Source organism: Paraburkholderia suaedae (assembly GCF_040812055.1).
Taxonomy (GTDB): Bacteria; Pseudomonadota; Gammaproteobacteria; order Burkholderiales; family Burkholderiaceae; genus Paraburkholderia.
This window is the reverse complement of record NZ_JBFOAH010000026.1, coordinates 85,701-110,811: the sequence shown is the minus strand read 5'-3', so window position 1 is coordinate 110,811 and position 25,111 is coordinate 85,701. Positions and strand designations below refer to the sequence as shown.

Sequence of the window (25,111 nt, the reverse complement as noted above, 5' to 3'; positions counted from 1 at the left end):
TCGCCGCGGCCGCGCACCGTTGTTCCACGATTGACCACCGAGACCCTATGACAACACTCGACCAACGCCTGCGCAGCATGCACAAGACGATGCATGAGATGTTCGGAATCGAGGGACTGCGTCCCGGCCAGGAAGAGATTATCCGCAGCGTGCTGGAGCGGCGCGACACACTCGCCACCATGCCGACCGGTGCGGGAAAATCGCTCTGTTATCAATTGCCGGCGCTGCATCTGAGCGGCACAACCCTGGTGGTCTCGCCGCTTATTGCCTTGATGAAGGATCAAGCCGACAAGCTGCTTGCGGCAGGCATAGACTGCACTTTGGTCAACAGCACGTTGCGCCGCCGCGAGGAACGCGAGGCACTGCAACGAATTGCGGATGGCCAGAGCGGCATCGTGTTCGTGACGCCCGAGCGCCTCGCACAACCGGCGTTCATCCACATTCTGCGCGCCCGCCCCGAGCATCGGGTGGGGCTGGTCGTCGTCGACGAAGCGCATTGCGTGTCGCAGTGGGGACACGACTTCCGACCCGCGTTCCTTGAAATCGCGAGCGCGGTCAAGGCGCTGGGCGAGCCGCCGGTACTGGCGCTGACCGCGACCGCGACCGCGGTGGTGCTGGCCGACATCATCGGCTCGCTCGGCTTGCGCGATCCGAACGTGATTCGTACCGGCACATTTCGTGAGAACCTGCGCTATCGCGTGGTTCAGGTCAGCACGGCAGGTGGCAAGCACGGCGCGGGTCGCGCGCTGGCCGCCAAGCGCGAGCAACTGTCGAAGCTGCTGGCATCGCTGCAGGGATCGGGCATCATCTACGCGGCCACCGTTCGCGACGTGGATCGCATCTACGGCTGGCTCAGCGACGCTCACCAATCGGTGTCGCGTTATCACGGGCGACTGTCGGCCGGCGCGCGCGACCAGGCGCAGGAGCAGTTCATGTCGGGCGCAACGCGGCTGATGATCGCGACCAACGCGTTCGGCATGGGCGTGGACAAAGCCGATATCCGCTTCGTCATCCATTACCAGATGCCGGGCAGCCTCGACGCCTACTATCAGGAAACCGGCAGAGCAGGACGCGATGGCGAACCGGCTGATTGCGTGCTGCTGTTCGACCTGAACGACCGGCGCGTGCAGCAGTTCTTTCTCGCCGGACGCTATCCGAGCGCGGAAGTCGCACGACGCATCTACGATGCACTGGCTACGCGCAGCGCGCACCAACCTGCGGACGCCAGCCTCGTCGAGTTGAAGGACGAATTGCCGGATGTCGGCGGCGGCAAGCTGGAAGTCGCGCTGAACATGCTGGTCGACGCGCGCGTGGCGGGCCGCAACCGGCGGCGCCGTTACCGTGCATTGGCGGGTGAAGCCCCGCGCGACTCGACCTACGACATCATCGCAAAAGCGGCCGCGCAATTCGAAGAGATGAGCAGGTACGATAAGGAAATGCTGCAACGTATGATCGACTATGCGCAAATGGGCCAGTGCCGCTGGCGGGCGATTCTCGACTACTACGAGGACATGCCGGCTCTTGAGCGCTGCGGGGTCTGCGATAACTGCGTGAATCCGCCGCACGTCGATGTCGCGCCCGAAGCGATGGTGGCGAGCGAGGCGCCGTTCGTTCAGGCGCCTCGGCCGAACGGAAAGGAGCCGGCGAAACGGCGCATCTGGGCGCCCGGCGACGCCGTGCGCGTGCCGCGCTATGGCGCAGGCGAAGTCGCGCTCGCCAGCGCCGAACAGGTGGCCGTGCGGTTTCCGGACGGCAGCACCCGCACCTTCCTCGCAAGTTATGTACGGGCTAGCAGGTAGGGCCCAAAGCGCGTCAGCGTTCGAGGTGCGCGCCCCGAGCGCCTGTCGGGAACCACCGGCGCGATCAACGTGATAAGCAGGACTACTTATCTACTACAACCCGTCCATCGGGGCGTGCGAACAGTTTGCGCACGCTGCTGCCTACCCATGCAGCAGCCCCCGAGCGACCGGCAATGGCGAGCGTCCGGCGGGGTCCCAGAATGATCGCGCCGACAGTCAAGGCGAGCAGTGTCGCTACGCGCGGGGTCTCTGCGATGGCGGCAACGAAAGTCGCGGGCAGGCTGGTCTGGCGGCGTGCGACCGAAACGCCGGTGGCGATGCTGTTTGCTTCGAGCAAGGCGGCGCGCGACGCGGCCATGCGCGCGAGGATGGCAGCCTCCGCGTCGTCGTGGATCGGTGCGCGGTTCATTTGAGCGCCTCCTTCAACGTATCGAGGTCATTTCGAATCTCCCGCTGCAGCACGTGAAGCGCTCGCCCCGGTTTCTCGGCTCGCAGGACCAGCAGGGAAACGACGGACAGCATCAGCCACATCGCGGCAATGGCCCAGACCACGTACAGGAAATAAGCTGTCTCCCAGGCCGTTGCAATGATCGCGATGCAGACGAACGAAAGCGTGAACAGTCCCGCGACGGCCAACGCGACCAGGGCACTCAACTCGTGAACGAGGCGCTTCCTGGTTTCCTCGAGTTCGACACCGAGAAGCTCACCATAATCGTTGGCTCGCTCGACACAGAATCTGCCGACGTTTCGCCACTTCATGACTTTCAAGCGCACGGACATATCGCGACTCCTCGGGACTGTTGATGAAAGCCGGTGTCTGTCAGGCGCTGGGCGCCTGGACCGTTTCGCTACCGATGACGGTCAAAGGTGCATGGCTTGCCGCTGCCAATGGGTTTCACCCGGTGTCACTCGCGCCTAGTCTGGCCGCGAGCGTACGGCCGAGCGCAAGGCGCCAAGGACGAAGCCCACCGCTGCCGCCGTCGCGAGCGCCGCAAACGGCCGTTGCGCGGTAGCTTGCTGAATGACATCCATGAAATCGGCGTAGAGCTTTCGTGCTTGCGCACGCAGTTGTTGCGCCTGCTCACCCGCTTGCGTCGCGGCGTCGCCGAGCAGGTCGTCGGCCGCCTGCTTCATGGCGCCGGCAGTCTCCCCTACTGTTGCTTGTCCTTCAGTCGTGTCCATTGTCTGCTCCTCGAGTAAGTGCGACGGCAATCGTGCAAATGCGCGCCGATGTGGAAAACGGCATTCGCAGTTTGCGAGTTGCGTTGGTGGGATCATCTGCTGCACCGTGCACAAAAGAGCAGTGCGCAAGAACCAGGCCCATCAGGCGATCAGGTTACGTCTGCATCAATGATGCGCAAGAAGCCGGACTTGGCATACGCGTTGCTGCCGCCGGGTAGACGCGACGAAGCTTCGGCCGTCACACTACTCAATCGTTTATCGGAGAGGTCACATGAAACGAATAACCGTCATCGCAGCCGTATGCGCTTCTTTAGGGGTGCTTGCGCCTGTGGTCCATGCGCAGACCGAAGCCGCATCCACCACCGCGGCAAATCCGTTGCCGCAGGGGGACAAGGATTTTGTTCAGGCTGCCAGCCAGTCGTCTTCGACCGAGATCGACGCATCGAAGCTCGCAACCAAAAATTCCAATGACAAGGACGTGAAGTCGTTCGCTCATCACATGATGGTGGACCATACCAAGTTGACCGTGCAGTTGAAGATGGCGGCGCCGCACGGCGTTCAGGTGCCGAAAGACAATTCGGACACCAGCGTTCTGGACGAGTTGAAGCCGTTGAAAGGCAAGGCGTTCGACGACGCTTACATCAAGAAAGTAGGCCTTGAAGGTCACAAGTCGGCGATCGCGGCGTTCCAGAAGGAGATCGCCGATGGACAGAACGCCGACCTGAAAAAAGCGGCGCAAAAAGCTCTGCCGACGATCCAGGAACATTACAAAATGGCGCAGGAGCTCGCCGCGAAAAAGGGCGTGACAGAGTAGCAGCCGGCTTGCTAATGCGGCGCGAGCGGGTCGCGCGGTGTGCAGTACCGCGCAAAAACCCGCGGCGTTCGGGTTGCAAAGACGTAGCCGGCTTGACGCGGGCCGGCACGCTGCGTGAATCGGACTGGCCGGTCGAGCGCCGTCGCGACACATGCAGGAACGGCCAACGGGTACCTTCCTTGCTCGTCGGGGGTTGTCCTGCGGCAGCGCTGCGGGCATTCGTTACGAGGAGCTTCGTATGCCATCCGACAACACCACTTCGCCAGCGCGCCGCAGGTTGATGCAAGGAGCCGCAGCCGGACTGATGACCAGCGTGGCCGCTCACGCGCTGGGACAAGCCAGCGCAACGGAGGCGACCGGGACGGCCGGATCGGCCGCGCTGGCCGATCCGCGAGGGCTGTACCCACATCCGCCGTTTCCCGAGCAGCAACAGCCATGGCCCGGCCTCGCGGGGCGCATGACGCCACGCCCGGACCACGGCGAATCCAGCTATCAGGGCACCGGCCGCCTGAGCGGCCGACATGCGCTCATTACCGGCGGCGATTCCGGCATCGGCCGGGCGGCGGCCATCGCGTTCGCGCGCGAGGGCGCCGACGTGGCGATCGTCTATCTACCGGCGGAAGAGCCCGACGCGCGCGAGGTGGTGCAGATCATTCGCGCGGCGGGCCGCAAAGCAGTGTCGTTGCCGGGCGATATCCGCAATGAAACGTTCTGCCAGGCATTGGTTGCGAACGCATTGCAGCAAATGGGCGGCCTCGACATTCTGGTCAACAATGCGGCGCGCCAGCACAGTCACGACTCGATTCTCGACATCAGCACGGACGATTTCGACTGGACTTTGCGCACCAATCTTTACGCAATGTTCTGGATCACCAAGGCAGCCATTCCACACATGCCGCCCGGGGCCGCGATCATCAACACGGCGTCCGTCAATGCATACGAACCCTCCGCCAACCTGCTCGACTACGCGCTGACCAAGGCGGGCATTGCCAACTTCACGAAGGGTCTGGCCAAACAGATGGTCAAACGCGGCATCCGGGTGAATGCGGTCGCGCCCGGTCCCTTCTGGACCGCATTGCAGGTCAGTGGCGGGCAGACTATGGAGAATCTCGCGCACTTCGGCGAGCAGGTGCCGCTGGGAAGGCCGGGACAGCCGGCCGAAATCGCGCCGTTGTATGTGCAGCTGGCATCGACGCAGTCCACTTACGTGACGGGCCAGGTCTTCGGCGCGTCCGGCGGCGCGGGGCAGCCGTAACAGCCGGGCTCGGCCACTGGATGCGGTCGTCAGGCGATCAGACCAGCGCGGCATCGTCTTGCAACACAGCGGACCGAGGCGCACCCGCTTGGCAGTCCGGGCTCCGGCCGGTCGCTCGTTGCGGTCGATGCCCGTTGGCTTGAACGGCGAGTCCGCGTTCGGCAATGTCGTGGCGCGCCTCGCATGGCCGACGCGTTGCGCGCCCCCGGACGGCGACACCATGGCACGGTACGTTCGTTGCTCGCTCGATGCTTGAGCCGGCATGCGGCGGAGGCAGGCACTCGAGATCAAAGCGCTTGTCACGTCCGCCTTTGAATCCATCTCGCGCGATCCACAGCCCGCTTGCGCGTGGGACTCGGGCGATTCGCAGCCGACATCGTCAGGAGGCTGCGATGAGCGATTCACCGAAGCTCGCGAGCGGATGGTCGAGCGACAAATCAGGCGCCGGGGCGTGCGCGATCCGAATGTGCTGTCCGCCATGCAGCGGGTGCCGCGCGATGCATTCGTGCCCACCGGGCTCCACGAATTCGCTTACGACGACACGCCGTTGCCTCTCGAAGGCGGACAGTCGATTTCGCAGCCTGTCATTGTCGCGAAGATGCTGGAGGCGGCCGAGCTTCATCCTGGCGACCACGTGTTGGATGTCGGCACAGGCTCCGGCTATAGCGCGGCTATCGCGGCGGAAATAGCTGCCCGCGTGGAGTCGATCGAACGCCATCCGGCGGTGGCCGAGACGGCCCGAGAACGCTTGCGCCAGCTGGGATACGCCAATGTGGCCGTGCATCTCGGCGACGGTACGGCGGGCCTCGCCGACCACGCGCCGTTCTGTGGTGTTCGACTCCGTGCTGCTTCTCGCAATGACGCGTGAGCGCCATAACCAGAAAGGTCGATAAGAAGTCCGAAGCAATGCGGTGCGCCGCATATCCTGCACGACTGTGGGCGGCAGCAATCGCATGACGTTATGCGCGTGGGCAACCTGCGTTGGCGCACGGCATTGCATTTAGCCCTGCCAACCGCATACGTATCGTGCGACCACGGCTGCGCCCATTCCCAAAACCGCAAGCCAACTGAGCGTGCGCAAGGTCCAGTGCGCGCTCAGATCGCCTACTGCGGAGTGCCGGGTGCTGAGCAGCACGAGCAGCGCCATCACGGGAGTGGCGGTCGTGCCGTTGACCACCGCGCTCCAGTACAGCACGCGAATCGGGTCCAGCCGCATGGCCGCCAGCACGATGCCCAACCCGCCGCCCAACGCAACGATCGAGACCAGCGCGAAGGCGATGCGCCGGTTGTGGCGCTCGTCGTTTGGCCAGCCGATGGTGCTCGCGACCGCGTGTGCCGCCGAACCGGCGAGCGGTGGCAACGCGAGCAGCGCACTGCTGATGAGCGCCAGACCCAGCAGATGCGCATCGAACCGGCCAGCGACCGGCGCAAGCACGCTGGCGAGCGTTGCCGCCGAATCAGCCGCGCGGCCGCTCGCGTGCAGCGTTGCCGCTGCGGCGATCATGATGGAGACCGCAACCGCGTTCGATAGCGCGGTTCTGTTCAGCGTATCGCGACGCATGCTTGCCAGGCGCTTCAGGCGGGCCTCGCGATTCCTGGCACCGTTGCCGCGTTCGTCTTGTGGGCGCTGCGCTTCGACCTGCTGTTCCGCCTGCGAATAGAGTAGATAGGGGCTCACAGTCGTGCCAAGAACCGCCAGCAGCATCTCCAGATAATGCCTGGACCACGAAACATGAGGGACGAAGAGTTGTGCCGTCAGCCTCGTCCAGGGCAGGTGCAGCGCGATGTCGACCCCGGCATAGCCGAACAGTGAAAGCGCTAGCCACTTGAGTACGCGCGCGTACTTTGCATACGGGATGAACCACTGCAGCGCGATCGACAGCACGAGAAAGAACATCGCAAAGCCGGGAATCGAACCGAGCCACAGCAATTGCGCACCTGCGCCCATCGCGATCACATCCGCGGCAATGTTGAACGTGTTCGCAATGAGGAAGCGGCCGACGGCCAGGAAAAACCACAAGCGCGAGTAATGCCTGCGCATGTTCGTCGTCAATCCGTCGCCCGTCAGAACAGCGATCCGCGCCGACACGAGTTGCAACGCGACGATCGACGGATAGGTCAGCACGCAGCTCCAAAGCATGTCGTAGCCGAACTGCGCGCCCGCGAGCGAATAGGTGACGATGCCGGCCGCGTCGTTGTCCGCGGCCATCGTGACGACGCCTGGGCCGATGTCGGCGGCCCACGAATGGGCAGCCGCGCCCCCTTCGGCATTGCCGCGCGGATAGGTGGTGGCTCCCGTCTGTTGGATCGAGCACATGGTATGCGTCGCAAGGAAGTGAGTGCATGCGAGATTTGCGCCGCAGCCGCTCGGCCGGCGCTCGCTGTAGGGGGGCCGAACCCTGCGTGTCGCCTTCGCGCTGCACATTCGCCGTGGTTTCGAGCCGGCGACCACGGCAATCGTCACGCGGCGGATCAGTCGCATGCATGATCCGTACCGCGTGGGTCTGTGCTGAAGCATGTACGCGCGCGTCGGAATTGGAGCATCGTGTTCGACCGTCCGGTGGCGAGCCGCGGGGAGCATCACAAAGTGCTTGCACCAGCTCGGCCAGCGGCATGCGCCTTGCTCACCTCCAGTCACGCTCATCACCGGAGACCGACATGGCGACCACCCCGAAGGAACAGAATCCCTCGAGCGAGAAGTCCGAGCAGGACGTCGACAAGGCTGTCGAAGATAGTTTCCCCGCCAGCGACCCGCCAGCCACCGGCGGAACGACGAGAATCGAGTCGGAAGACGGCGAGGACGCCGACGAAGACACGCCGGAATAGGGGCGGCGCAAAGCCGTCGGCAAGACCGGGCCGCATGACGCTGCGATGCGTGCGGCAAAGTCGCCGCGCCGGATTCCTGCGGCGCCGTCTCGTGCCCGACCGAGGACGTCGGGTACGAGATCACCCGACCATCAATCGCTGTTGCGTTGCGCGGCGGGATGTTGCGGGCACGCCGGGGCATCGCTGCGGCGCGGCCATTGAATGGCAGGCTTGTCCGCGCTGTGCGCCACGACAACGCCTCTCGCTTCGCTGCAAGGCCGGGGCTGTATGCTCGAAATGCACTCTGTCGCGTCAAATGAAGCGCCCACCGTTCGTGGCAACTGTGTGCGCCTCTGTCTCTAAAAGTGACGCGGTCGTAAAACGCCGCAGACGTTCCTGCCGCCAGTGTGCTATCGAATCGGCGCCCGCGAGTCAGCGTTATTTTTTCAGGTCGTCAGGCACCTTGCCGCCATTCTCCGAAAGCTTCTGCATGACCTCCCGATGCAACCAGACATTCATCGCAGCGGAATCCTCTGTATTGCCGGTGTAATGCAGTTCGGCAGCCAATTGCTTGCGCGCATCCAGGCTGCTGTCGAGTCCGAGAAGCTTCAGCAGATCGACGATCGACGTTCGCCAGTTCAGCTGTTGGCCGCTACCTTCCTGCATCCGTGTAAGGACCGCCTCGACGTCGACCACCGGCATCGGTGTGACCGACGGCTGTGAGCTTTGCGCAGCAGTAGTGGATGGGGTGGGGGGCGTGCCGGCCGGTACTGCCGCGCTGCTGGCTGCCGATGTAGCAGGGCCGGCGCTCGAGCCGGAGGCTGCATTGGCCGGATGGTCGTGGGGAAAAATCTTGTTGATGATCGACGAGAATATGCTCATGTATCGCTCCTTTGCCTGTGGCCGGCCGATTGACCGGCACTGAGCCGGCGCAACCCGCATGCCCAGAAGCAATGCGCACGCGCTTTCGTCGTGCGGGACCGCAGCCCTTCCTTCGTGTATTGAAGATCGGCGAGACATGACAACAGGCGACAAGCGGCGACAACCGGCGACAACCGGCGGTTCAAAACAAAGCGCGCCGGCGCACGGTGAGCGCGGCGGCTCGGGAAGCGACGGGAGCCGATGGCCGCGCGTTTGGTCCGCGACGCTAGTGCTCCTGATAGGCACGGCCGTTGCGGGTAAATAGTTGCCGAAATATTTCCTCTCCCCCCTCATGTCTATCGTGCTACTGGTCGACGACGACCGCGACAACTTATGGGCCCTGCAACTCGCTTTGGAATCGAGCGGCCACCACGCGCTCCTGGCGGAGAACGGGCGGGAAGCGCTGCGCACGCTTTTGCACGTCGTTCCGCGGCTGATCGTCACCGACTGGCACATGCCCGAGATGGACGGCACCGAACTGTGCCGGCGCATCAGGTGCCAGCCGGCGCTCGCCCGCATGCCGGTCGTGATGCTGTCGTCCATGCCCGAGCCGAAAGACGAGCGACCGTGCTGGACGGCTTTCTTCCGCAAACCGGTAGACCTCGCCGCGCTGATGCGCACGATCAACCTGTTCGTATCCGAGCGGCTTCCGAATGGATCGACACCGACGGGGGTCCTTGAGCCCGCGATTGGACGCTGGCGACCGGTGAATTGGCGATGTTGGCCCTAGTGGAGCGTGTCCGTCAGCAGGCGCACACCGTGAGCCAGCGCGGTAGTCGCTAAATCGAGTCTCGCGCCACCGCGCGGCACGCTCCGCAGGGGCTGCCGGCCGGCCCGGTGGAACGCCGCTTGCGGCGCCTCGCGTGCCGGACTTCTCCGGCGAATCCTGGAGCAGCCACTTCAACCGGAGACTTACCATGCAACTCTTAGTAACCCAGGAGGGATTGCCACGCGTGTCGTGGGGTGCCGTGTTTACCGGCGTCATCATTTCGCTAATCGTTTATCTTGTCATGAGTGTGCTGGGAGCGGCCATCGGCGCGTCTTTGCTCAGCCCTTTGTCGCGACCGGATCCCGTACGTGCGTTCGGCTTTGGTTCGGGGGTCTGGATGATCTTGACGACGGTCGTCTCGGTGTTTGCGGGGGCCTATTTCGCGGGGCGCTGCGCTCCGGTACTGGGCTGGTTGCACGGACTGCTCGCCTGGGCCGTGATGATCCTGTTCATCGTCTTCGCTCTAGCGTCGCTCATCGGAGGCACCGTGAGCGTGGCCGGGAACATGGCGTCGGCGGGCGCAACCGCCGGCGCGGTCAGCGCCCAGACCAACGGCGGCGGCAGCGAGATCAATTCGCTCTCTCAACAGGCGCAAAACGCGGTCGCATCCATCACTGCCGCTGCGTCGAATCCCCAGGCACAGGCCGATGCGAGACAGGCGGCGGACACGGCGGCGCGCGCCGTGGCTCGCGCGAGCTGGTTTTCGGTCGCGGCGCTGGTGGTCGGCGCGATCATAGCGCTCGGTGCAGGAGGACTGGGTTTCCGCCATCAACCGACGGTTGAAAGAGGCGGCCATACGTCGAAGTCGGGTTACGCATGAGGACGACGGTGGCGTAGTGGCCGGCCGGCAGTCGTCGAACCGCGTGGCTCATGCCGGCGAACACCACCGTGCTCGTCGGCTGCGGCGAAGCTCGTCGATATGACTCGCTTGCCGAGCGTGTGCGTGCGCCGAGCAGGAATTCTTGCTGATCCGACGGAGTTACTGCTCGCCCGAGGGCACTGGGTCGACGCAGCGTGTGCGTGCGTGCGTGCGTGCGCGGGCGGAGCGAGCAGCTGGGCGTCTACCTTGTTCCACCCGGCTTCGTGTTCCGGTGCGTGACCTGATCGACCAGCAGCCGTCGCATGGTTTCCAGAAGCAACGGCACATCTACCGGCTTACGAAGAAACCCGTCATAGCTGACGAAGGCGGGTGGGCTCGGTTCTCCGGAGATCAGGATGAACGCGACGTCGGCGAGGCCCGGCAGGGTCCGCAGACGATGGCAGAGTTCGCTCCCCGACATGACAGGCATGCGCCAGTCGGCGATCACGATGTCGGCGGGCGAGGCGATGAACATTTCCAGCGCTAACTGGCCGTCGCTCGCCGTCCGTACTGTGTATCCCTCAGCGGTGCAACTCATCGCCCACGCCGCCAATGTCTCCAGATCGTCGTCCACCAAAAGAACGCTTGCCATCCTGTACGATTCCCGAATTCCAACCTAGGGTTCGGCATTGCATATCGTCGGAAGTTCACGTTTTGCCCGTGTAACGGCTACGCATCGGAAACATGGGCAGCGCAAGACGACTGGCGCGCGCTAGGCCGGGCTGCTTTCGCGCCCGCCACAGTGCGCGAGGACGGCCCGCAGTTTGTCGAGCGAAAGCGGCTTGACGAAGTGATGGTCGAAACCCGCCGATAGCGCACGCGACTTGTCGGCGTCGCCCGAATAGCCGGTGAGCGCGATGAGAACCATGTCCTTGAATTCCGGGTGCGAGCGCAATACATGCGCCAGCTCGCAGCCGTCCATGTCCGGCATGCCGATATCGATGATGGCCACGTCCGGCAACAGGTTTGCCGCGGTACTGATCGCATCCTGGCCGTTGCTTGCGGTTCGTACGGTGTGGCCCTCCAGTTCGAGCAAGACTTGCATGACCTCCAGCGCGTCGATGTTGTCATCGACGAGAAGCACCCGCATGGGCTCCGTCTCGGCGATGTGCGCTCGAGCGTCCACCCGGTCTTCGGCGCAGGAATCGAGAATCGGCAGACGCAGTGAGAGCACCGTGCCGCGGCCTGCACCGCGACTGTCGATCGCTATCGTTCCGCCATGAAGCTCGACCATGCGCTTTGCCACCGCGAGACCGATCCCCAGGCCGCCCTCGGAACGCCCGATGCTTTGCGGTGCCTGCGCGAACAGTTCGAACACGTGGGGCAGTACATCGGGGCTGATTCCCACGCCGTTATCCCTGATGGTGACCTGCAGTACGCTCGCAGCGCCACCGGCTATGCAGCCCTCGCCAGCAGGAACCTTCGTGACCAGCACCTCGATGTGGCCACCGGGCGGCGTGTACTTGGCAGCGTTCGAAAGCAGGTTGCCCAGCACCTGGCTCAACCGCACGTGGTCCGCGAAGACATAGATGGGCGCTTCGAGGCCAAGCACCGAAAACTGATGCTTGCGCGCTTCCATGCGATGTCTGACGGCTGTCACCGCATCGGAGACGATCTCGTTGAACGACGTGTGAGACTTGCGGATAGCGAGCTTGCCGTGCTGGAGCCGCGCCGCGTCCAACAGGTCGTCCACCATGGCGCGCAGATGCCGCATCTGGCGCTGCGCGACGGTCAATACTTCGTGAACCCGCGTATGTTCATCCGACAGGCGCCGGGCCACCGTGATTGCCCCGTCGATGGGCGACATCGGGTTGCGCAGTTCATGGCCGAGCATCGCGATGAATTCGTTTCGGCGGCCCTCGGCTTGTTCGAGCAATGCGCGGGCCGCCTGGGCCTGCGCGGCATTGTCGACTGCTATCTGCCTTGCATCCAGGCAGGCCAGCGCCGCGCCAGTGAAGATCGCGAGGTTGCCGAGGAGCCTGGCGTCTTCCAGCTCGAAACGCCGGGTATCCGAGTGCGACATGACCCACAAGGCCCCGCGCGCATCGGCTGCGCCAGGGATTGGCACCACCAGACCTTCGGAAATGTTCCCGGCGTCGCGCAAGCAGTCGAAATGGCGGCCGGGATCGATGAACAGTTGTGGGACGCCCAGGTCGAGCGTAATGCCGCACGGACATTCTCCCCGCGCGGTCGATTTGCCGAGATACGCGGCGCAAGCCCCGGATACGGCCAGCCATTTGAATACCTGCTCACCGTCGGCTGTCGGCTCGAGCAGGCTCACGCCGGCGCTTCCTGCGGACGTCGATGTCAGTGCGGCATCGGCCAGCGCCTGAAGCAAATGTTCTCTTGGTCCCAGTTGCGCCCTGGCAAGCGCAATTAACGTTGCGACCTCGGCCGCATGGTTGGGCGCGCGGGACGGCCGGCGCTCAAGTTCAGTGTTGAGTGCCCCACTTACGACAGCAGGATCGTCAGGCGCGCCGACCATGGTTCCATTCGCTCTGGGTCGTTTCGGAAGAGGTTGGGCGTTGGAGCGGCAGGCCATCTGGCGGTTATGTGCAGACGCCGGGCTCCGCGATTAAACGTCCCTGTTCGGACTACAAGTCCCCTTGAATTATATGCCGGAACATGCGCTGGCAAGGCGTTTCGCACAGACGCGACGTGAGTGCCGCGATCCAGTTAGTGTGGCCCTTCATGTCAAATTGAAGAGGCGGCTTCTCTTTTTGCAAACCGCGCGAAGCGACTCCACCGCGCCGCGACCCGTGTTCGACAGCATCGCCTGCTGTCATTTGCCCGACGGAGGCCTCGCGTTCAAAGCGCGCCACATCGCTGCGGTAATCCGCTGGCGCGACGTCCAGTAGCCGTCCCACGGATCGACGCGCAGGTGTTGCATACGTTCTATTGCCGTTCGCATCGTCCATTGGTCCGCGCGCGTGACATGCTCGAGCTCCTCCCAGCTAACCGGCATCGAAACGGTGAGCGCGGATTTCGCGCGCGTGGAAAACGCCGCGATGGTGCTCGCGCCTTTGCCGTTGCGCAGATAGTCGATGAAGATTTTGCGCACACGGTTTTTAGGCCCTAAGACCGCGGAAAAGTGATTGGGCAGAACCCGTGCGAAGTGTTTTGCAATCGCGTGGGAGAACGCTTTCGCTTCACCCCAGCTGTGATACCGGCCCAGTGGAACGACGACGTGATAGCCCTTGCTGCCCGAGGTCTTGATCCAGCTGTCAAGGGCGAGTTCGTCGAGCACCAGTTTGACGAGGCGCGCGGCCTCCTGCATCGAAGACCACGGCAGCTCCGGGTCGGGGTCCAGGTCAAGGATGATCCGGTCCGGACGGTCGAGCTGCGGCACGCTTGCGTTCCACGCGTGAATCTCGAGCACGTTCATTTGCGCCGCGCCGACCAGGGCCTCGGCGCTGGAGATGTTGAGCAGGCGCTGATGGTTCGGGTACAGCTCGGCTGGAAGCAAGGTCATCCCCGGGAAGCTCATGCCTTCGGCGTGCTTCTGGAAGAAGCGCTCACCGCTCAGTCCTGCCGGCGCCCGCACGAGCGCGACAGGCCGGGACGCAATGTGAGGCAGCGCCCATGGCGCGATGGCTTCGGCATAGCTGACGAGGTCGCCCTTGGTCAAGCCTGTCACCGGGTCCAGTTCCCGTTCCGGATGCGTGATGACCACCGAAGCGATCGCATTGCCTCGCGCTCTTGACGGGCCATTGCCGACGCTCTTGCGCCAGGCGCTCACGCTTTGCCGACGAATTTCCGTTGCGGGTTTGTCGTCCCGCAAGCCGTGAAACGAGGCGTGGCGGATATGGCCGTCTCGCGTCCATTCCATGAACGAAACTTCGGCAAGCAGTTCCGGCTTGACCCAGACGAGCTTGCGTTTCCTCTCGTTGTCCGGCTCGTTTGCGAACGGACGGCTGGGTATGCGCAGATCAGTCAGCTTCCTGAGAAGCGAAGCCCGCATCGGGCCTTTCAATGTCGGGATGACGGCGCCGCAGTAGTTCAGCTTGCCAGAATTGTCTTCGACGCCCAACAGCAACCGGTCGAGCCCGGCTGCGGCGCCGTTGGTCGACGAGAACCCGCCGATCACGAACTCCTGCCGCAGATGGCATTTGAGTTTCAGCCAGTCGCGGTTGCGGGCGCACACGTACGGCGCATCGGCCCGCTTTGCGATAATGCCTTCGAGCTTGAGCTTGCATGCCGTGCTCAGCACGCTGTCGACGTCAAACGGAAAGAACGCTGTGTACCGCACGTGCGGCAGCTCATTGCGGCTCAGCACCTGTTCGAGCAGGTCCACCCTTTTCCGAAGCGCGACTTCTCTCAGGTCGAAACCGTTCAGATAAGGCAGGTCGAAGCCGAAGTACAGGAGCCCGTCGGTCTCGCGCGTGGCGAATGCGTCCTGGAGCGTGCCGAAGTCGGGCAAGTCGTCTCGCCCCAGGGCGACGACTTCGCCGTCCAGCCACGCAGTGTCCATCTCGAGCGACGCGAGTTCTCTCGCAAGCACCGGCATTTTTTCGGTCCAGTCATGGCCGTTGCGGGTAAGAAGCCGCACATCCGCGCCGTCGATGCGGACCATCAGCCGGTATCCGTCCAGCTTGCCCTGCAGCATCCATTCACCTTCGGGCAGCGTGGACACTTCCGTCGCCAGTTGCGGTTTGATAAAGGCCGGCAGGTCGGCCGGGACCGCACCGTCTAGCACGGGCTGCGCCGCCGATCGCGCTCTGCGTTGGCCTTTGCGCATGCGCCCCTCCGTTGCCGGGCGATCCTATCGGTCACCGCGCAGGGCGAGGTGCCGGCGCCGGGGCGAAGGCTTGCGAGCGTCGTCGGCAGCTGGTTCGAGCGCGCGATCTGACGCCGGCGCGATTGCCTCGGTGGTGGGGGCAGCGCTCTGTGCCGAGGGTAGCCCGTGATCCGGGCGGGCTTGCGAAACGGTCTGCTGCGGGCCGGGCAGCGGAGTGGCTTGCCCGCTGTCGCCGGACGCTGCCGGCGATATCGCGCTGATGGCCGAAGGTGCTGGCGGCGTGCACGGGTGTCTCGCACGTGACATCCGCGACGCAATGGCGCCGGCCGCGTGCAGCGCGCTTCCCGCCGTGCGCTCGACGAGGGGACGCGCTGTCAAAAGCAGATCGGCGATGCCCTTGGTCGGAATGCTTGCCGGCATGCGCTTGATGTCCTTCAGTCTGGCCCAGCAGCAACGGGCAATTTCGCTACTGGGCGAGGGCTGCGCGCCGTCCGGCAGATCGGCGACAAAAACGAAGTGCCGGGTGCTCGCGCCGAAAAACTGGAACGCATACCGCACGCTCACTGCGGGTAGCCCCGTTTCTTCTCTCAACTCGCGAAAGGCCGCGCACGACAGCGCTTCGTCGCTCTTCGGCCGGCCGCCGGGCATTGCCCAACGGCCTCGCTCCCTGGCGACGAGCAGCAGGCGTCCCTTTCTCATACACACTACCGTGGCCCGTTGTTTCATGGTCGTCCCGGGGGTAAATCGTCGACCGCGCAGCGTGTGAGGTGCCGCTCCGGTAGGGCTTTCAGTGAGGGCTTCCTTGCGGACAGCGCATGCGTGCGCAATTTGGCGCACCGAACCGAGCTCTTGCGTGAGCGCTTCGCGCTGCGCTTCGCTGCGCTCGCGAGCAACGGTGCGGCTCAAAAGCGGGTGCGGCGGGGCAGTCTGCGTGAACCGACTGGGCCGCCAACGCTCGCGCCTTGCCTGCAATGCCGAAACCGCCGGCACGTGCGTTCTGATCGCGGCCGCGCGCGGATGGTCTAATGCTCGTCGACCCAGGCAATCGCCCGCTCTTTTGCAAGGGCCATTGCTTCGTGTTCGTCCACAAACGCCAGATGGAATTCCATCTCGTGCACGTCTTCGGCGGCAACGCCATTGCCTTTTGGCCGATAAATACGGGCATAGCCGACGATATCTCCGTCGACCAGGCTAGCCGATACATGGATTGTGTACCCGCGATACTGACTTTGCATGACGCGCGTTCCGAAAGGTAGAACCTTGGCGTAGCAGTGATCGTGCCGCCGGGTGGACTCATGATGCCGTTAGCAGGCAGCCGTGCGATCGGTGCTCTCCCGGCCATCGACATGTCACCGGATCACTCAACGCGAGTCCCGGTCTCTAAAGTGCGCTCGACATGTGTGCCGCCAACGGGTGCGCCTGCCACGCACATGCTCACGACTCGTCACAACGCCCAGCACTGTAGATGATGGCCCCGACCGGGGCCGGCACGCTTGGAGCAGCGGGCCTGCGTATTTGAAAAGTCGGCGTGTAATCGGGAGCGACCTTGAAAAAACCGCCGCGCACGCTGTACGCGACGACGTGCCAAAAGCGGGATGCCGGCAAAGCGCGGTCCCAGACATACGGCATAGAGAGGACGGCCCGGGCCTGTGCAGCGGAGCACTTTGCGTCGCCATGTTGCGCATGTGGCAGCGTGCGTCGACCAGGCCCGCGTTCTGCTTGTATGGGCGCGAAAAACGTCACTAAACGCTCCGAGAACGCCCGAGTACATCATGTCCAGACATTCCGGTTGGCTTACAGTCGTCCGTGTCATCACGCTCGTATTCATTTCGCTAACCGCGCTTTACCTGCTGATCGGCGGAGCCTGGTTGCTTGCGACCGGCGGTTCCCCGTACTACGTGATAACCGGTGTGGTGTTGCTCGGCGTAGCGTGGCTCCTGTACCGCCGCAGCGCGGCGGCATCCATTCTGTACGCGCTCGTGCTCGTCGGCACGGCAGCATGGGCGCTGTGGGAGTCCGGACCGGACTTCTGGGCCCTCGCGCCACGCTCGGGCGTGCTCGTTGTCCTGGGTGTGTGGATGATCCTGCTGGTGAGCTGGCGACTCGAAGGCCGACGTGCGCTTTCGATCGCATGCCTCGCCGGTGCGCTCGTCATATGGGCCGGTGTGCTGGTCTACGCGGGATTGAACGACCCGCAAACAGTCAACGGAACCTTCAGCTCCGAGTCCGCGGCACACGTGGCCAACGCGGCCGACGCTGCACAATGGCCCGCCTATGGCCGCGATCAGGCAGGGACACGCTATTCGCCGTTGACCCAGATCACGCCCGAGAACGTCAAGAATCTGCAGGTCGCGTGGATGTTCCGCACCGGCGATATGAAGGGGCCGAACGACCCGGTCGAGATAACGAACGAAGTCACGCCGATCAAGATCGGCGATCTGCTGTATCTCTGCTCGCCGCACCAGATCCTTTTTGCGCTCGATGCCGCGACCGGCCGGCTCGCCTGGAAATTCGATCCGAAGCTCAAGCCGGACCCATCGTTCCAGCACGTGACTTGTCGCGGCGTATCGTACGTCGACCTTTCGGCCGCCGCTGCGGCGGCGTCTGGCGGCGCGTCGGGCGCGTCCGGCGCGACGGCCACGTCCGCTCAGGACACGGCCGCGACGTCGGGTACTGACGCGCAGTGCACGCGGCGGATTTATCTGCCGGTGAATGACGGTCACCTCTATGCACTGGATGCAAAGACCGGCGCACGCTGCGCGACGTTCGCCGACAACGGCGACCTCGACCTGCAACGTCGTCAGCCGGTGACCACCCCGGGCATGTACGAGCCGACCTCACCGCCGGTCATTACCGACAAGGTGATCGTCGTCGCAGGGGCGGTCGAAGATAACTATTCGACGCGCGAGCCGTCCGGCGTCATTCGCGGCTTCGATGTGCGTACGGGCGCGTTGCTGTGGGTGTTCGATCCGGGTGCAAAAGATCCGAACCAGAACCCGCCGGCGGGCGGCCATTACACGTACACGTCGCCGAACTCGTGGGCGCCCGCTGCGTACGATCCCAAGCTCGATATCGTTTATCTGCCGATGGGCGTGAAGACCCCCGACATCTGGGGCGGCGACCGGACGCCCGATGACGAACGTTTCGCGAGCGGCCTGCTCGCGCTGCATGCGTCGACCGGCAAGCTTGCGTGGTTTTACCCGACCGTCCATCACGACCTGTGGGACATGGATGTGCCGTCGCAACCCACGCTTGCGGACATCAATGACAAGCAGGGCAACACCGTGCCCGTCATCTATGTGCCCGCCAAGACCGGCAACATCTTCGTGCTGGACAGACGCACGGGCGTGCCGCTCGTGCCGGCGCCTGAGCGTCCCGTCCCGCAAGGGGCCGCCCCAGGCGACCATGTTTCGCCCACCCAGCCGTTCTCCGAGCTGACCTTCCGTCCGTCGAAAAATCTGACCGGTGCCGACATGTGGGGCGCGACGATGTACGACCAGCTGGTGTGCCGGATCATGTTCCACAAACTGCGCTATGAAGGCACGTTTACGCCGCCGTCGTTGCAGGGGACACTCGTGTTTCCGGGGAATCTGGGCATGTTCGAATGGGGCGGCATTGCTGTCGACACAGATCGCCAGATCGCCGTCGCCAATCCGATTGCGCTGCCGTTCGTCTCAAGGCTGATTCCGCGCGGCCCCGGCAACCCGCTCGAACCGGTGCCGGGTGTGAAAGGATCGGGCACGGAAACGGGCATCCAGCCGCAGTACGGCGTGCCGTACGGCGTGACGCTCAACGCCTTCATGTCGCCATTCGGGCTGCCGTGCAAACAACCGGCGTGGGGCTACCTATCGGCGATCGATTTGCGAACCGATCGGATCGTCTGGAAGAAGCGCATCGGGACCGTGCGCGACAGCACGCCGCTGCATTTGCCGTTCAGGCTGGGCATGCCGATGCTCGGCGGCCCCATGGTCACCGCGGGCGGGGTGGCGTTCATCGGTGCGACCGCGGACAACTATATCCGTGCTTTCAACGTGAATAACGGCGAGCAACTCTGGAGAGCCCGCTTGCCCGCAGGCGGTCAGGCCACGCCGATGACCTATGCGGTGAACGGACGTCAGTACATCGTCATCGCCGCGGGCGGCCATGGGTCGTTCGGCACCCGACTGGGCGACTACGTGATCGCGTACGCGCTGCCGTGAGCGGCGTCGGGCGACGCTGAGCCTGTGGTACGAGCGGCGGTTTCGTCGCGGGATGGCGCGTGGACCGAGAGGGGGCTGACTCGAACGTGCGGGCGCGCGTGCCTCGTCCGCTTGCGGAGGGCGCGCCGATGGTCACGGGACCGCTCAGTGAGCAGCAAGCCCGGATGTGTCGTCGGAGTGCATGACTCGGACGCGCAGCGATTCATCGGCTGGCGGCGGAAGGAGAACTGCTGGCAGCGGAGTCTGCATTCGCCGGGCCCCCTGCTTTGTCAGCGGGCTTGCAGCCGGCCGAGAGCGCCATGGCAAACACGACGACCCCGCCCGTCAGGATTCGCGTGTAGAAAGTCACGTTCATTCTCGCCTCTCGTCTGTCGTCAAGCGTCGGGGCATCTCGCTGCGCCTCGGGCACGACGCGTTGTATTGCGTCGCATTCGGAAGCGGAGACTCATCGCCAATCGATGCCGTAACTGGCGGGGTCGACGCATGCTCTGCCGGTTCCAGTCTGCAATCAGCACGAAGCTTGCCCGGGAATCGTCCGTGCATCAGCCCGATCTTTCAGCGAAGCGCAGCGCGTAGCCCACGCGCAGATGAACGCGGGAGGTGGCGCAATAGCACGTTGCGAAATCTTGGGTCGGTTGGTTTTCCTGATCACCGGGTGGGCGTCCTGGCATCGTCGCGGAGTTGTTGCATCGACAAGTGCTCCGCGTCTCTCGTCGGATCGCCGGGCGATAGGCAGTATTCCGTAGGTCGACTCCGTCAGCGGGGCCTGCGCGCGGAAGTTGCGCGGATGAGAATCGAGCCGGCGCGCATCGGCCGCAACGACCAGGCATGGCCTATGCGCGGCTTACTACCGAAACGAACGCGTGGAGGAATCACCCCCATGCGCGCGTCGTCAGCATAGCGATTGCGCGCGTCGTCGCGAGTTCCGAAGCCATACCCGATCCACTAGGCGGCCATCAATGGAGAGGGTCGTGACACCGCTTCGCTCCTTCGCGGTCACGACACGCCACTCACGCGCGATGCCCTTGGGCCGATTCGTGCGCCGTATAAGCGGCGAAAGGAAAGAGATATGGCTTCCGTCCTGCTGGTCGACGCGGACGACGGGTGGCTAGGCTCCCTTGGACTGTTCATCGCGGCCGAAGGGCATCTCGTGCGCACCGCTCACAACGGTGTCGACGCGCTGAATCTCATCCGACGAAGCGCACCCGACATCGTGGTGACGGACTGCAAGCTGCCCGTGATGGACGGCGTCGATCTGATCCGCACCTTGCGCGCGGATCCGGTGTTTGCGTTGATCCCGGTGATTCTCACGGCCGAAACGCGGCGGCGGCCGCGGCTGCCACACGTTCGTTTCCTGAAGAAGCCCTTCCCGGCGACGGTTTTGCTGCGCGAATTGCAGCGCGTCAGCCGTCGCCGAGGCGGTGCGCGCGAAGCGTTCAAGCAGATGACAGCACGGCTCGCCCATTTCCGCGGCGGAGCTTATGGCTGATGTCGATTCGGCATGCGCCGTCCCCTTCAGCGACCTTCTCGATGCAGCGCCGGTACGGAACGTTTTGCAGGTCCAAGGTGGTGATTGCGTGACCGTTAAAGCGGTCTGCGTGCTCTGCGCATAACGCGCCCGCTTGTGTAGCTCCTGTTCACATCACGATTTGGCAGGCGCGCAGGCTGCGATTTCAATTGCCATCCGGTCCCGGTGCTTGGGCAAAAGCGGCTGGCTGAGTGCCGTCTCTACATGGCCGGCGCGCGTCGGAACAGTCCGTTCAGTGCGCCGATGGATCATGTCGGCGCATCAGAGTTCCGGTTCGAGCAGACTCTTCGAGAGCGCAGCATCGTCGCACCAGGCCCTGACGGATTTACGACTCGTACACGTGAAAATTGCATTTCCGTAACCCAGAAGCAGAAGTCGCCGCCGTGCGTCGCTGCGGGCGATAAGTCGTGCCGTCGCTGCGTGATGCCGCCATTCGCGGCTCCCGGTCCCGGATAAAGATGGAATCCCGATTGCGCTTCGCGCGCGCTATGGTCCGAAGAAGGTGTCACAAAAATGACCTGCCGCGCTGCAAGAGGAAGTGCGCACGACGGTCCCGTCCACTTGCTGCGGGCTCGACGTGGAACACGCACTGGTGACGCACGCCGCGAACACGCATAGACCGAGGCGGGCCATCGCGCGCAACAGACAGGATAGGTATTGCTTGTCTACTTTCATGGCTTCCGTTTAAAAACCGGCGCGGCTAATCGCGGCTCATGCCTGCGAAAAAGCGTTGTCGCTGAATCAAGCGGCGCCGGTCGCGAGATTCGGCACGCTCAGTTCAGGCGCACACAGGTCGACGACTCCACGAGTTCAGCGCGCCGCACTCAGACGCCTGTGCACGTCCGAAGGATCGCCGTCTCGTGGCTTCTGGCAAAGCGAAGAGGCGACCTCCGCGCCGAAAAGAAAGACAATGGCGCAAAAGTACAGCCACATCATCAGGACCGCCAGCGATCCTGCCGCGCCAAAAGCGCCCGCCGTTCCAGCGTGCGCCAGGTAGAAGCCGAACAGGTTTCGACCCACGGTAAACAGCAACGCCGCGATGCTCCCGCCGATCAGCGCGGGACGAAAGCGCACCCGCGTATCCGGTAGCCACTTGATCAGCGCGCCCAGCCCGAACGCCAGCACGATCAGGCCGACGATCGACTGCACGATGTCGGCGATCACGGTCAGCGCCGAGCTACCAAAAACGACGTGTCCGGCACTCTGTATCGCGGCCTCCAGGACGAGGGAAACGACCAGTAGAAAGCTCAGACCCATGAGCAGCCCGAGCGAGACGAGTCGCGCCCGCACCACGAGCGCGAGCCCAGCGAGGCCCGCGGGTGATTTCGTCGCGAAGACAACGTCAAGTGCGGTGTTCAGAGACGAGAACGTTGCCGACGCGCCCACCAGCAGCAGCACGATCGACACCGCCGCAGCGGCGCCGCTGCCGCTGGAACGATGAGCGTGTTCGACCACAGTCTGCATCGCACTGGCGGCGTCGTTGCCGAGTAGCTGCCGGATCTGGCCGAACAACTGACCTTGCGCGGCGTCCTTGCCGAAGAACCAGCCTGCTATCGCGAGGACCAGCAACAAGGTCGGAGCCAGCGAAAACGCGGAATAAAAGCCGATGCTCGCGCCCATCATCGCGCACCGGTCCGAGGAAAATCTGCCGACGGCGTCTTTTGCTGTCGACAGAGCTTTGCGCAGTCCACTGGAGCGCAGGCCCGCCTTGCGGGGCAGATATGCCATGCTGGTTCTCCTACCGGCTCGTTGCTATTTCCCTTTCTCTCGACGCGTCTCACGGCGCTGCCGCGTCGCGCGCTTGCGCCGGGAGGTCCTTTGCATCCGGCGAGCAAGGGCGGTGCCCGTTGGCCCAGCGACGAAAGCCGCTCGGTGAGCGCAGCCGAACGCCGCGGTGCGCGCGCTTCCTCCGACGCCCTGCGTGACGACCAACAACTTTGCCGAGCGCACCAACCGCCTTCAGTCTTCGAACTTGGCGCGCACGTGCTCCGCGAGCACTTCGGGCCGGAAGGGTTTGCGAATGACCTCCATGTCGGCCAGCGCATCGCCGGGCGCGTAGCCCGTCACCAGAATGACAGGAACGTCCGCATAGCGGGCCTTGATCGCCTCCGCGACCTCGCGGCCGTTCATGCCGCCAGGCAGCGCCACATCGCTGATCAGCAGATCGAAACGAGCGCCTGCATGCAGGAGCCGTAGCGCAGCCGGGCCGCTGTCCGCTTCCAGCACGCGATAGCCCTGTTCGCGCAACTGCTCGGCCGTCACTTCCCTGACGATCTCCTCGTCCTCGACCAGCATGATGGTTTTGCCGGTATCGCGGCCGTTCACCGTATGATCGTCCACTTCTGCGGGGGCCGGCATGCACAGGCGCACGGTCGTGCCTTTGCCCAACGACGTGTCCACCTGCACGATGCCGCCCGACTGTCTGACAAAGCCGTAGATCTGGCTCAGGCCGAGACCCACGCCTTGCCCCGCCGGCTTGGTCGTAAAGAACGGCTCGAAGGCCTTGTCGAGTACCTCCTGCGACATCCCGACGCCGGTGTCGGACACGGCGATGCAGCAGTAACGTCCCGGCTGCGCATCCTCGAACGAGGCGAGATCCGTATCACCCAGTACCACCTCGGTCGTGCTGATAGTGAGCCAGCCGCCATCGGGCATCGCGTCGCGCGCATTGACGCACAGATTCAGCAGCGCGCTTTCCATCTGGTTCGGATCGCACATGGCCAGCCATTTGCCGTCCGCGAGTTTCAGTTCCACATTGATGTTTGCGCCGACTGCGCGGCGGATCATGTCCTCCATGTCGCGAGCGATCGTGTCGAGACTCACGAGCCGCGGTTCGAGCGTTTGCTGGCGCCCGAAGGCCAGCAGCCGTTGGGTGAGCGCGGCCGCCCGCACGGCGCCGCGCTCGGCGCGCTCCACGAGGCCGATGACCTCGGTCGGCCGGCCCTGCTGGATGCGTACGCGAATCATGCTCAGACAGCCGATGATCGCCTGCAACATGTTGTTGAAATCGTGCGCGATGCCACCCGTGAGCTGGCCGATCGCCTTCAGTTTTTCGCTATGACGCAGGCGCTCTTCCGCGCGCGAGCGCTCGCGGCTTTCGCGGTGCAGCGTGTCGAGCGCCGCTTGCAACTCCGCGGTTCGCTCGGACACGCGCGCCTCGAGTTCTTCGCCGCTGCGCTCCAGTGCTTCACGGATGCGCGCCTGGTCCTCGACATCGGTGGACGTGCCGAGCCAGCCGATAATGCGGCCGTCCGCCCGCACGGGCGTCGCGCGGCTCTGGAACCAGCGGTAAGTCTGGTCCGCGGCGCGGCGAATGCGGTGCTCCACCGCGAATTCGCCCGTGGTCTCGCACATTGCCCACGCCGCCGTGGTGGCCTCCCGGTCATCAGGATGGATGCCTTCGAGCCATCCCAGTCCTGAACTTCGTTCTTCCGGGATGCCGCTATAGGCGACCCATTGGGGACTGACCCAGGTTCGCTCTCCTGAACTGTTCGAAGTGAACACCAGTTGCGGAATCTGCGTGGCAAGCATGCGGTAGCGTTCCTCGCTCTCGCGTAGCGAGGCACCCTGCCGTCGCGTTTCCGCGGCAATGCGAAGGCGCTCGACGGCGGCGGCAAGCAGGTTCGCATAGGAGCGCAGAAACTCGGTATCCGGCCGCGAAAAATCCCGTGGCTGGCGGCTGTCCACCTGAAGCACGCCATAAGGAGGCCGGTCTTTCCCGCCGATAATGACCACATTGACCAGCGCCTTCACGCCCGCATCGACGATGAACTGCGGGTAGCGAAAGCGCTTCTCCGTGGCGATGTCGTGCGATATGGCCGGCTCGCCGGATTGCAGCGCATAGCCCTCCGACGAGCCCGATTCCGCTCTGGCCGTCGCCTGTCCAACGACGCCGGGTGGCCAGCCCACGCCGGCGCGCACGAGCAGGGTCACCCCGTCGTCCTGCAACTCCATGACCTTGGCCATGTCCGTTTGCAATGCCTCGCCGACCAGACGGCAGGCCTCCGACAGTATTTCGTCAAGATCGTCCGAGCGAAGCGCCAGTTCACCGAACCTTGCCAGTACGGCCTGTTGTTGAAAGAGAAGGGCCTCGCGGTCAACTGTGCTCACATGAAACCTCCGCGGCTTCCCCGGATGACGACGGGGGGCGAATCGTCACCCGGCTCGAGAGAAACTGAATCCCCGCGCGTTACGAGCCAGAATCGTTCCCGCGCCGGGCGGGTGCAGTCCTGGCAACGGGCA

General features: G+C 64.2%; 21 protein-coding genes. 9 read left to right on the top strand and 12 right to left on the bottom strand.

Annotated elements, in window-relative coordinates; genetic code table 11:
* The first annotated feature begins 47 nt into the window (after window positions 1-47).
* Window positions 48-1,799: a RecQ family ATP-dependent DNA helicase gene (locus ABQJ48_RS28945; protein ID WP_367841376.1), complete on the top strand. Its 1,752-nt coding sequence runs from the start codon at window positions 48-50 to the stop codon at window positions 1,797-1,799.
* An 82-nt stretch (window positions 1,800-1,881) separates the two neighbouring features.
* Here the strand turns inward: ABQJ48_RS28945 and ABQJ48_RS28940 are convergent, their stop codons facing one another.
* The 3 genes from ABQJ48_RS28940 to ABQJ48_RS28930 all read right to left on the bottom strand — a co-directional run bounded on the left by ABQJ48_RS28940 (window position 1,882) and on the right by ABQJ48_RS28930 (window position 2,981).
* Window positions 1,882-2,208: a hypothetical protein gene (locus tag ABQJ48_RS28940; protein WP_367841375.1), complete on the bottom strand. Its 327-nt coding sequence runs from the start codon at window positions 2,206-2,208 to the stop codon at window positions 1,882-1,884.
* Window positions 2,205-2,579 carry a phage holin family protein gene (locus ABQJ48_RS28935; protein WP_367841374.1) on the bottom strand — a complete coding sequence of 125 codons (375 nt, stop codon included), beginning with the start codon at window positions 2,577-2,579 and terminating at the stop codon, window positions 2,205-2,207. Before ABQJ48_RS28935 ends, ABQJ48_RS28940 begins: the two co-directional genes overlap by 4 nt.
* Before the next feature lie 135 nt (window positions 2,580-2,714).
* On the bottom strand, window positions 2,715-2,981 hold the full coding sequence (locus ABQJ48_RS28930; RefSeq protein ID WP_367841373.1) for a CsbD family protein: 267 nt from the start codon (window positions 2,979-2,981) through the stop codon (window positions 2,715-2,717).
* A gap of 271 nt (window positions 2,982-3,252) precedes the next feature.
* On the opposite strand from ABQJ48_RS28930, the gene ABQJ48_RS28925 reads away from it, so the two are divergent.
* The 3 genes from ABQJ48_RS28925 (at window position 3,253) to ABQJ48_RS28915 (ending at window position 5,918) form a co-directional block, all read left to right on the top strand.
* A complete protein-coding gene (locus ABQJ48_RS28925; RefSeq protein WP_367841372.1) occupies window positions 3,253-3,795 on the top strand; it encodes a DUF4142 domain-containing protein in 543 nt (180 codons plus the stop codon).
* A 238-nt stretch (window positions 3,796-4,033) separates the two neighbouring features.
* Window positions 4,034-5,050, top strand: a complete 1,017-nt coding sequence (locus tag ABQJ48_RS28920) for an SDR family oxidoreductase (protein ID WP_367841371.1) — start codon at window positions 4,034-4,036, stop codon at window positions 5,048-5,050.
* A gap of 262 nt (window positions 5,051-5,312) precedes the next feature.
* Window positions 5,313-5,918 carry a protein-L-isoaspartate O-methyltransferase family protein gene (locus ABQJ48_RS28915; RefSeq protein WP_367841370.1) on the top strand — a complete coding sequence of 202 codons (606 nt, stop codon included), beginning with the start codon at window positions 5,313-5,315 and terminating at the stop codon, window positions 5,916-5,918.
* Window positions 5,919-6,050: 132 nt separating this feature from the next.
* Here the strand turns inward: ABQJ48_RS28915 and ABQJ48_RS28910 are convergent, their stop codons facing one another.
* Window positions 6,051-7,367 (bottom strand): NRAMP family divalent metal transporter, encoded by a 1,317-nt coding sequence (locus tag ABQJ48_RS28910; RefSeq protein WP_367841369.1) that lies wholly within the window; start codon window positions 7,365-7,367, stop codon window positions 6,051-6,053.
* A 341-nt stretch (window positions 7,368-7,708) separates the two neighbouring features.
* On the opposite strand from ABQJ48_RS28910, the gene ABQJ48_RS28905 reads away from it, so the two are divergent.
* Complete coding sequence (locus tag ABQJ48_RS28905; RefSeq protein WP_367841368.1) at window positions 7,709-7,876, top strand: hypothetical protein; 168 nt, start codon at window positions 7,709-7,711, stop codon at window positions 7,874-7,876.
* A gap of 417 nt (window positions 7,877-8,293) precedes the next feature.
* Here ABQJ48_RS28905 and ABQJ48_RS28900 read toward each other — a convergent pair whose 3' ends face one another.
* Window positions 8,294-8,737 carry a DUF3597 domain-containing protein gene (locus ABQJ48_RS28900; protein ID WP_367841367.1) on the bottom strand — a complete coding sequence of 148 codons (444 nt, stop codon included), beginning with the start codon at window positions 8,735-8,737 and terminating at the stop codon, window positions 8,294-8,296.
* 304 nt (window positions 8,738-9,041) lie between these two features.
* Between ABQJ48_RS28900 and ABQJ48_RS28895 the strand changes: the two genes are divergently transcribed.
* Both ABQJ48_RS28895 and ABQJ48_RS28890 read left to right on the top strand, forming a co-directional pair.
* Window positions 9,042-9,506, top strand: coding sequence for a response regulator (locus ABQJ48_RS28895; RefSeq protein ID WP_367841366.1), 465 nt, complete (start codon window positions 9,042-9,044; stop codon window positions 9,504-9,506).
* Window positions 9,507-9,693: 187 nt separating this feature from the next.
* Window positions 9,694-10,365 (top strand): hypothetical protein, encoded by a 672-nt coding sequence (locus ABQJ48_RS28890; RefSeq protein ID WP_367841396.1) that lies wholly within the window; start codon window positions 9,694-9,696, stop codon window positions 10,363-10,365.
* 241 nt (window positions 10,366-10,606) lie between these two features.
* Here the strand turns inward: ABQJ48_RS28890 and ABQJ48_RS28885 are convergent, their stop codons facing one another.
* The 5 genes from ABQJ48_RS28885 to ABQJ48_RS28865 form a co-directional block, all read right to left on the bottom strand.
* Window positions 10,607-10,996, bottom strand: coding sequence for a response regulator (locus ABQJ48_RS28885; RefSeq protein WP_367841365.1), 390 nt, complete (start codon window positions 10,994-10,996; stop codon window positions 10,607-10,609).
* Between the two features lie 120 nt (window positions 10,997-11,116).
* Window positions 11,117-12,685, bottom strand: coding sequence for a hybrid sensor histidine kinase/response regulator (locus ABQJ48_RS28880; protein WP_367841364.1), 1,569 nt, complete (start codon window positions 12,683-12,685; stop codon window positions 11,117-11,119).
* Window positions 12,686-13,186: 501 nt separating this feature from the next.
* Window positions 13,187-15,142: a DNA ligase D gene (ligD, locus tag ABQJ48_RS28875; protein ID WP_367841363.1), complete on the bottom strand. Its 1,956-nt coding sequence runs from the start codon at window positions 15,140-15,142 to the stop codon at window positions 13,187-13,189.
* A 24-nt stretch (window positions 15,143-15,166) separates the two neighbouring features.
* The gene (locus ABQJ48_RS28870; RefSeq protein WP_367841362.1) at window positions 15,167-15,868 is read right to left on the bottom strand and encodes an NUDIX hydrolase; all 702 of its coding nucleotides are present in this window, start codon (window positions 15,866-15,868) and stop codon (window positions 15,167-15,169) included.
* 296 nt (window positions 15,869-16,164) lie between these two features.
* Window positions 16,165-16,377, bottom strand: coding sequence for a hypothetical protein (locus ABQJ48_RS28865; RefSeq protein ID WP_367841361.1), 213 nt, complete (start codon window positions 16,375-16,377; stop codon window positions 16,165-16,167).
* Between the two features lie 537 nt (window positions 16,378-16,914).
* Here ABQJ48_RS28865 and ABQJ48_RS28860 point away from each other — a divergent pair.
* Both ABQJ48_RS28860 and ABQJ48_RS28855 read left to right on the top strand, forming a co-directional pair.
* Entirely contained in the window at window positions 16,915-19,341 is a 2,427-nt protein-coding gene (locus ABQJ48_RS28860) for a glucose/quinate/shikimate family membrane-bound PQQ-dependent dehydrogenase (protein WP_367841360.1), read from the top strand.
* Window positions 19,342-20,410: 1,069 nt separating this feature from the next.
* Window positions 20,411-20,830 (top strand): response regulator, encoded by a 420-nt coding sequence (locus ABQJ48_RS28855; RefSeq protein ID WP_367841359.1) that lies wholly within the window; start codon window positions 20,411-20,413, stop codon window positions 20,828-20,830.
* 849 nt (window positions 20,831-21,679) lie between these two features.
* Here the strand turns inward: ABQJ48_RS28855 and ABQJ48_RS28850 are convergent.
* On the bottom strand, window positions 21,680-22,597 hold the full coding sequence (locus ABQJ48_RS28850) for a YihY/virulence factor BrkB family protein (RefSeq protein ID WP_367841358.1): 918 nt from the start codon (window positions 22,595-22,597) through the stop codon (window positions 21,680-21,682).
* Between the two features lie 231 nt (window positions 22,598-22,828).
* The gene (locus ABQJ48_RS28845) at window positions 22,829-24,979 is read right to left on the bottom strand and encodes a response regulator (RefSeq protein ID WP_367841357.1); all 2,151 of its coding nucleotides are present in this window, start codon (window positions 24,977-24,979) and stop codon (window positions 22,829-22,831) included.
* Window positions 24,980-25,111: the final 132 nt, after the last annotated feature.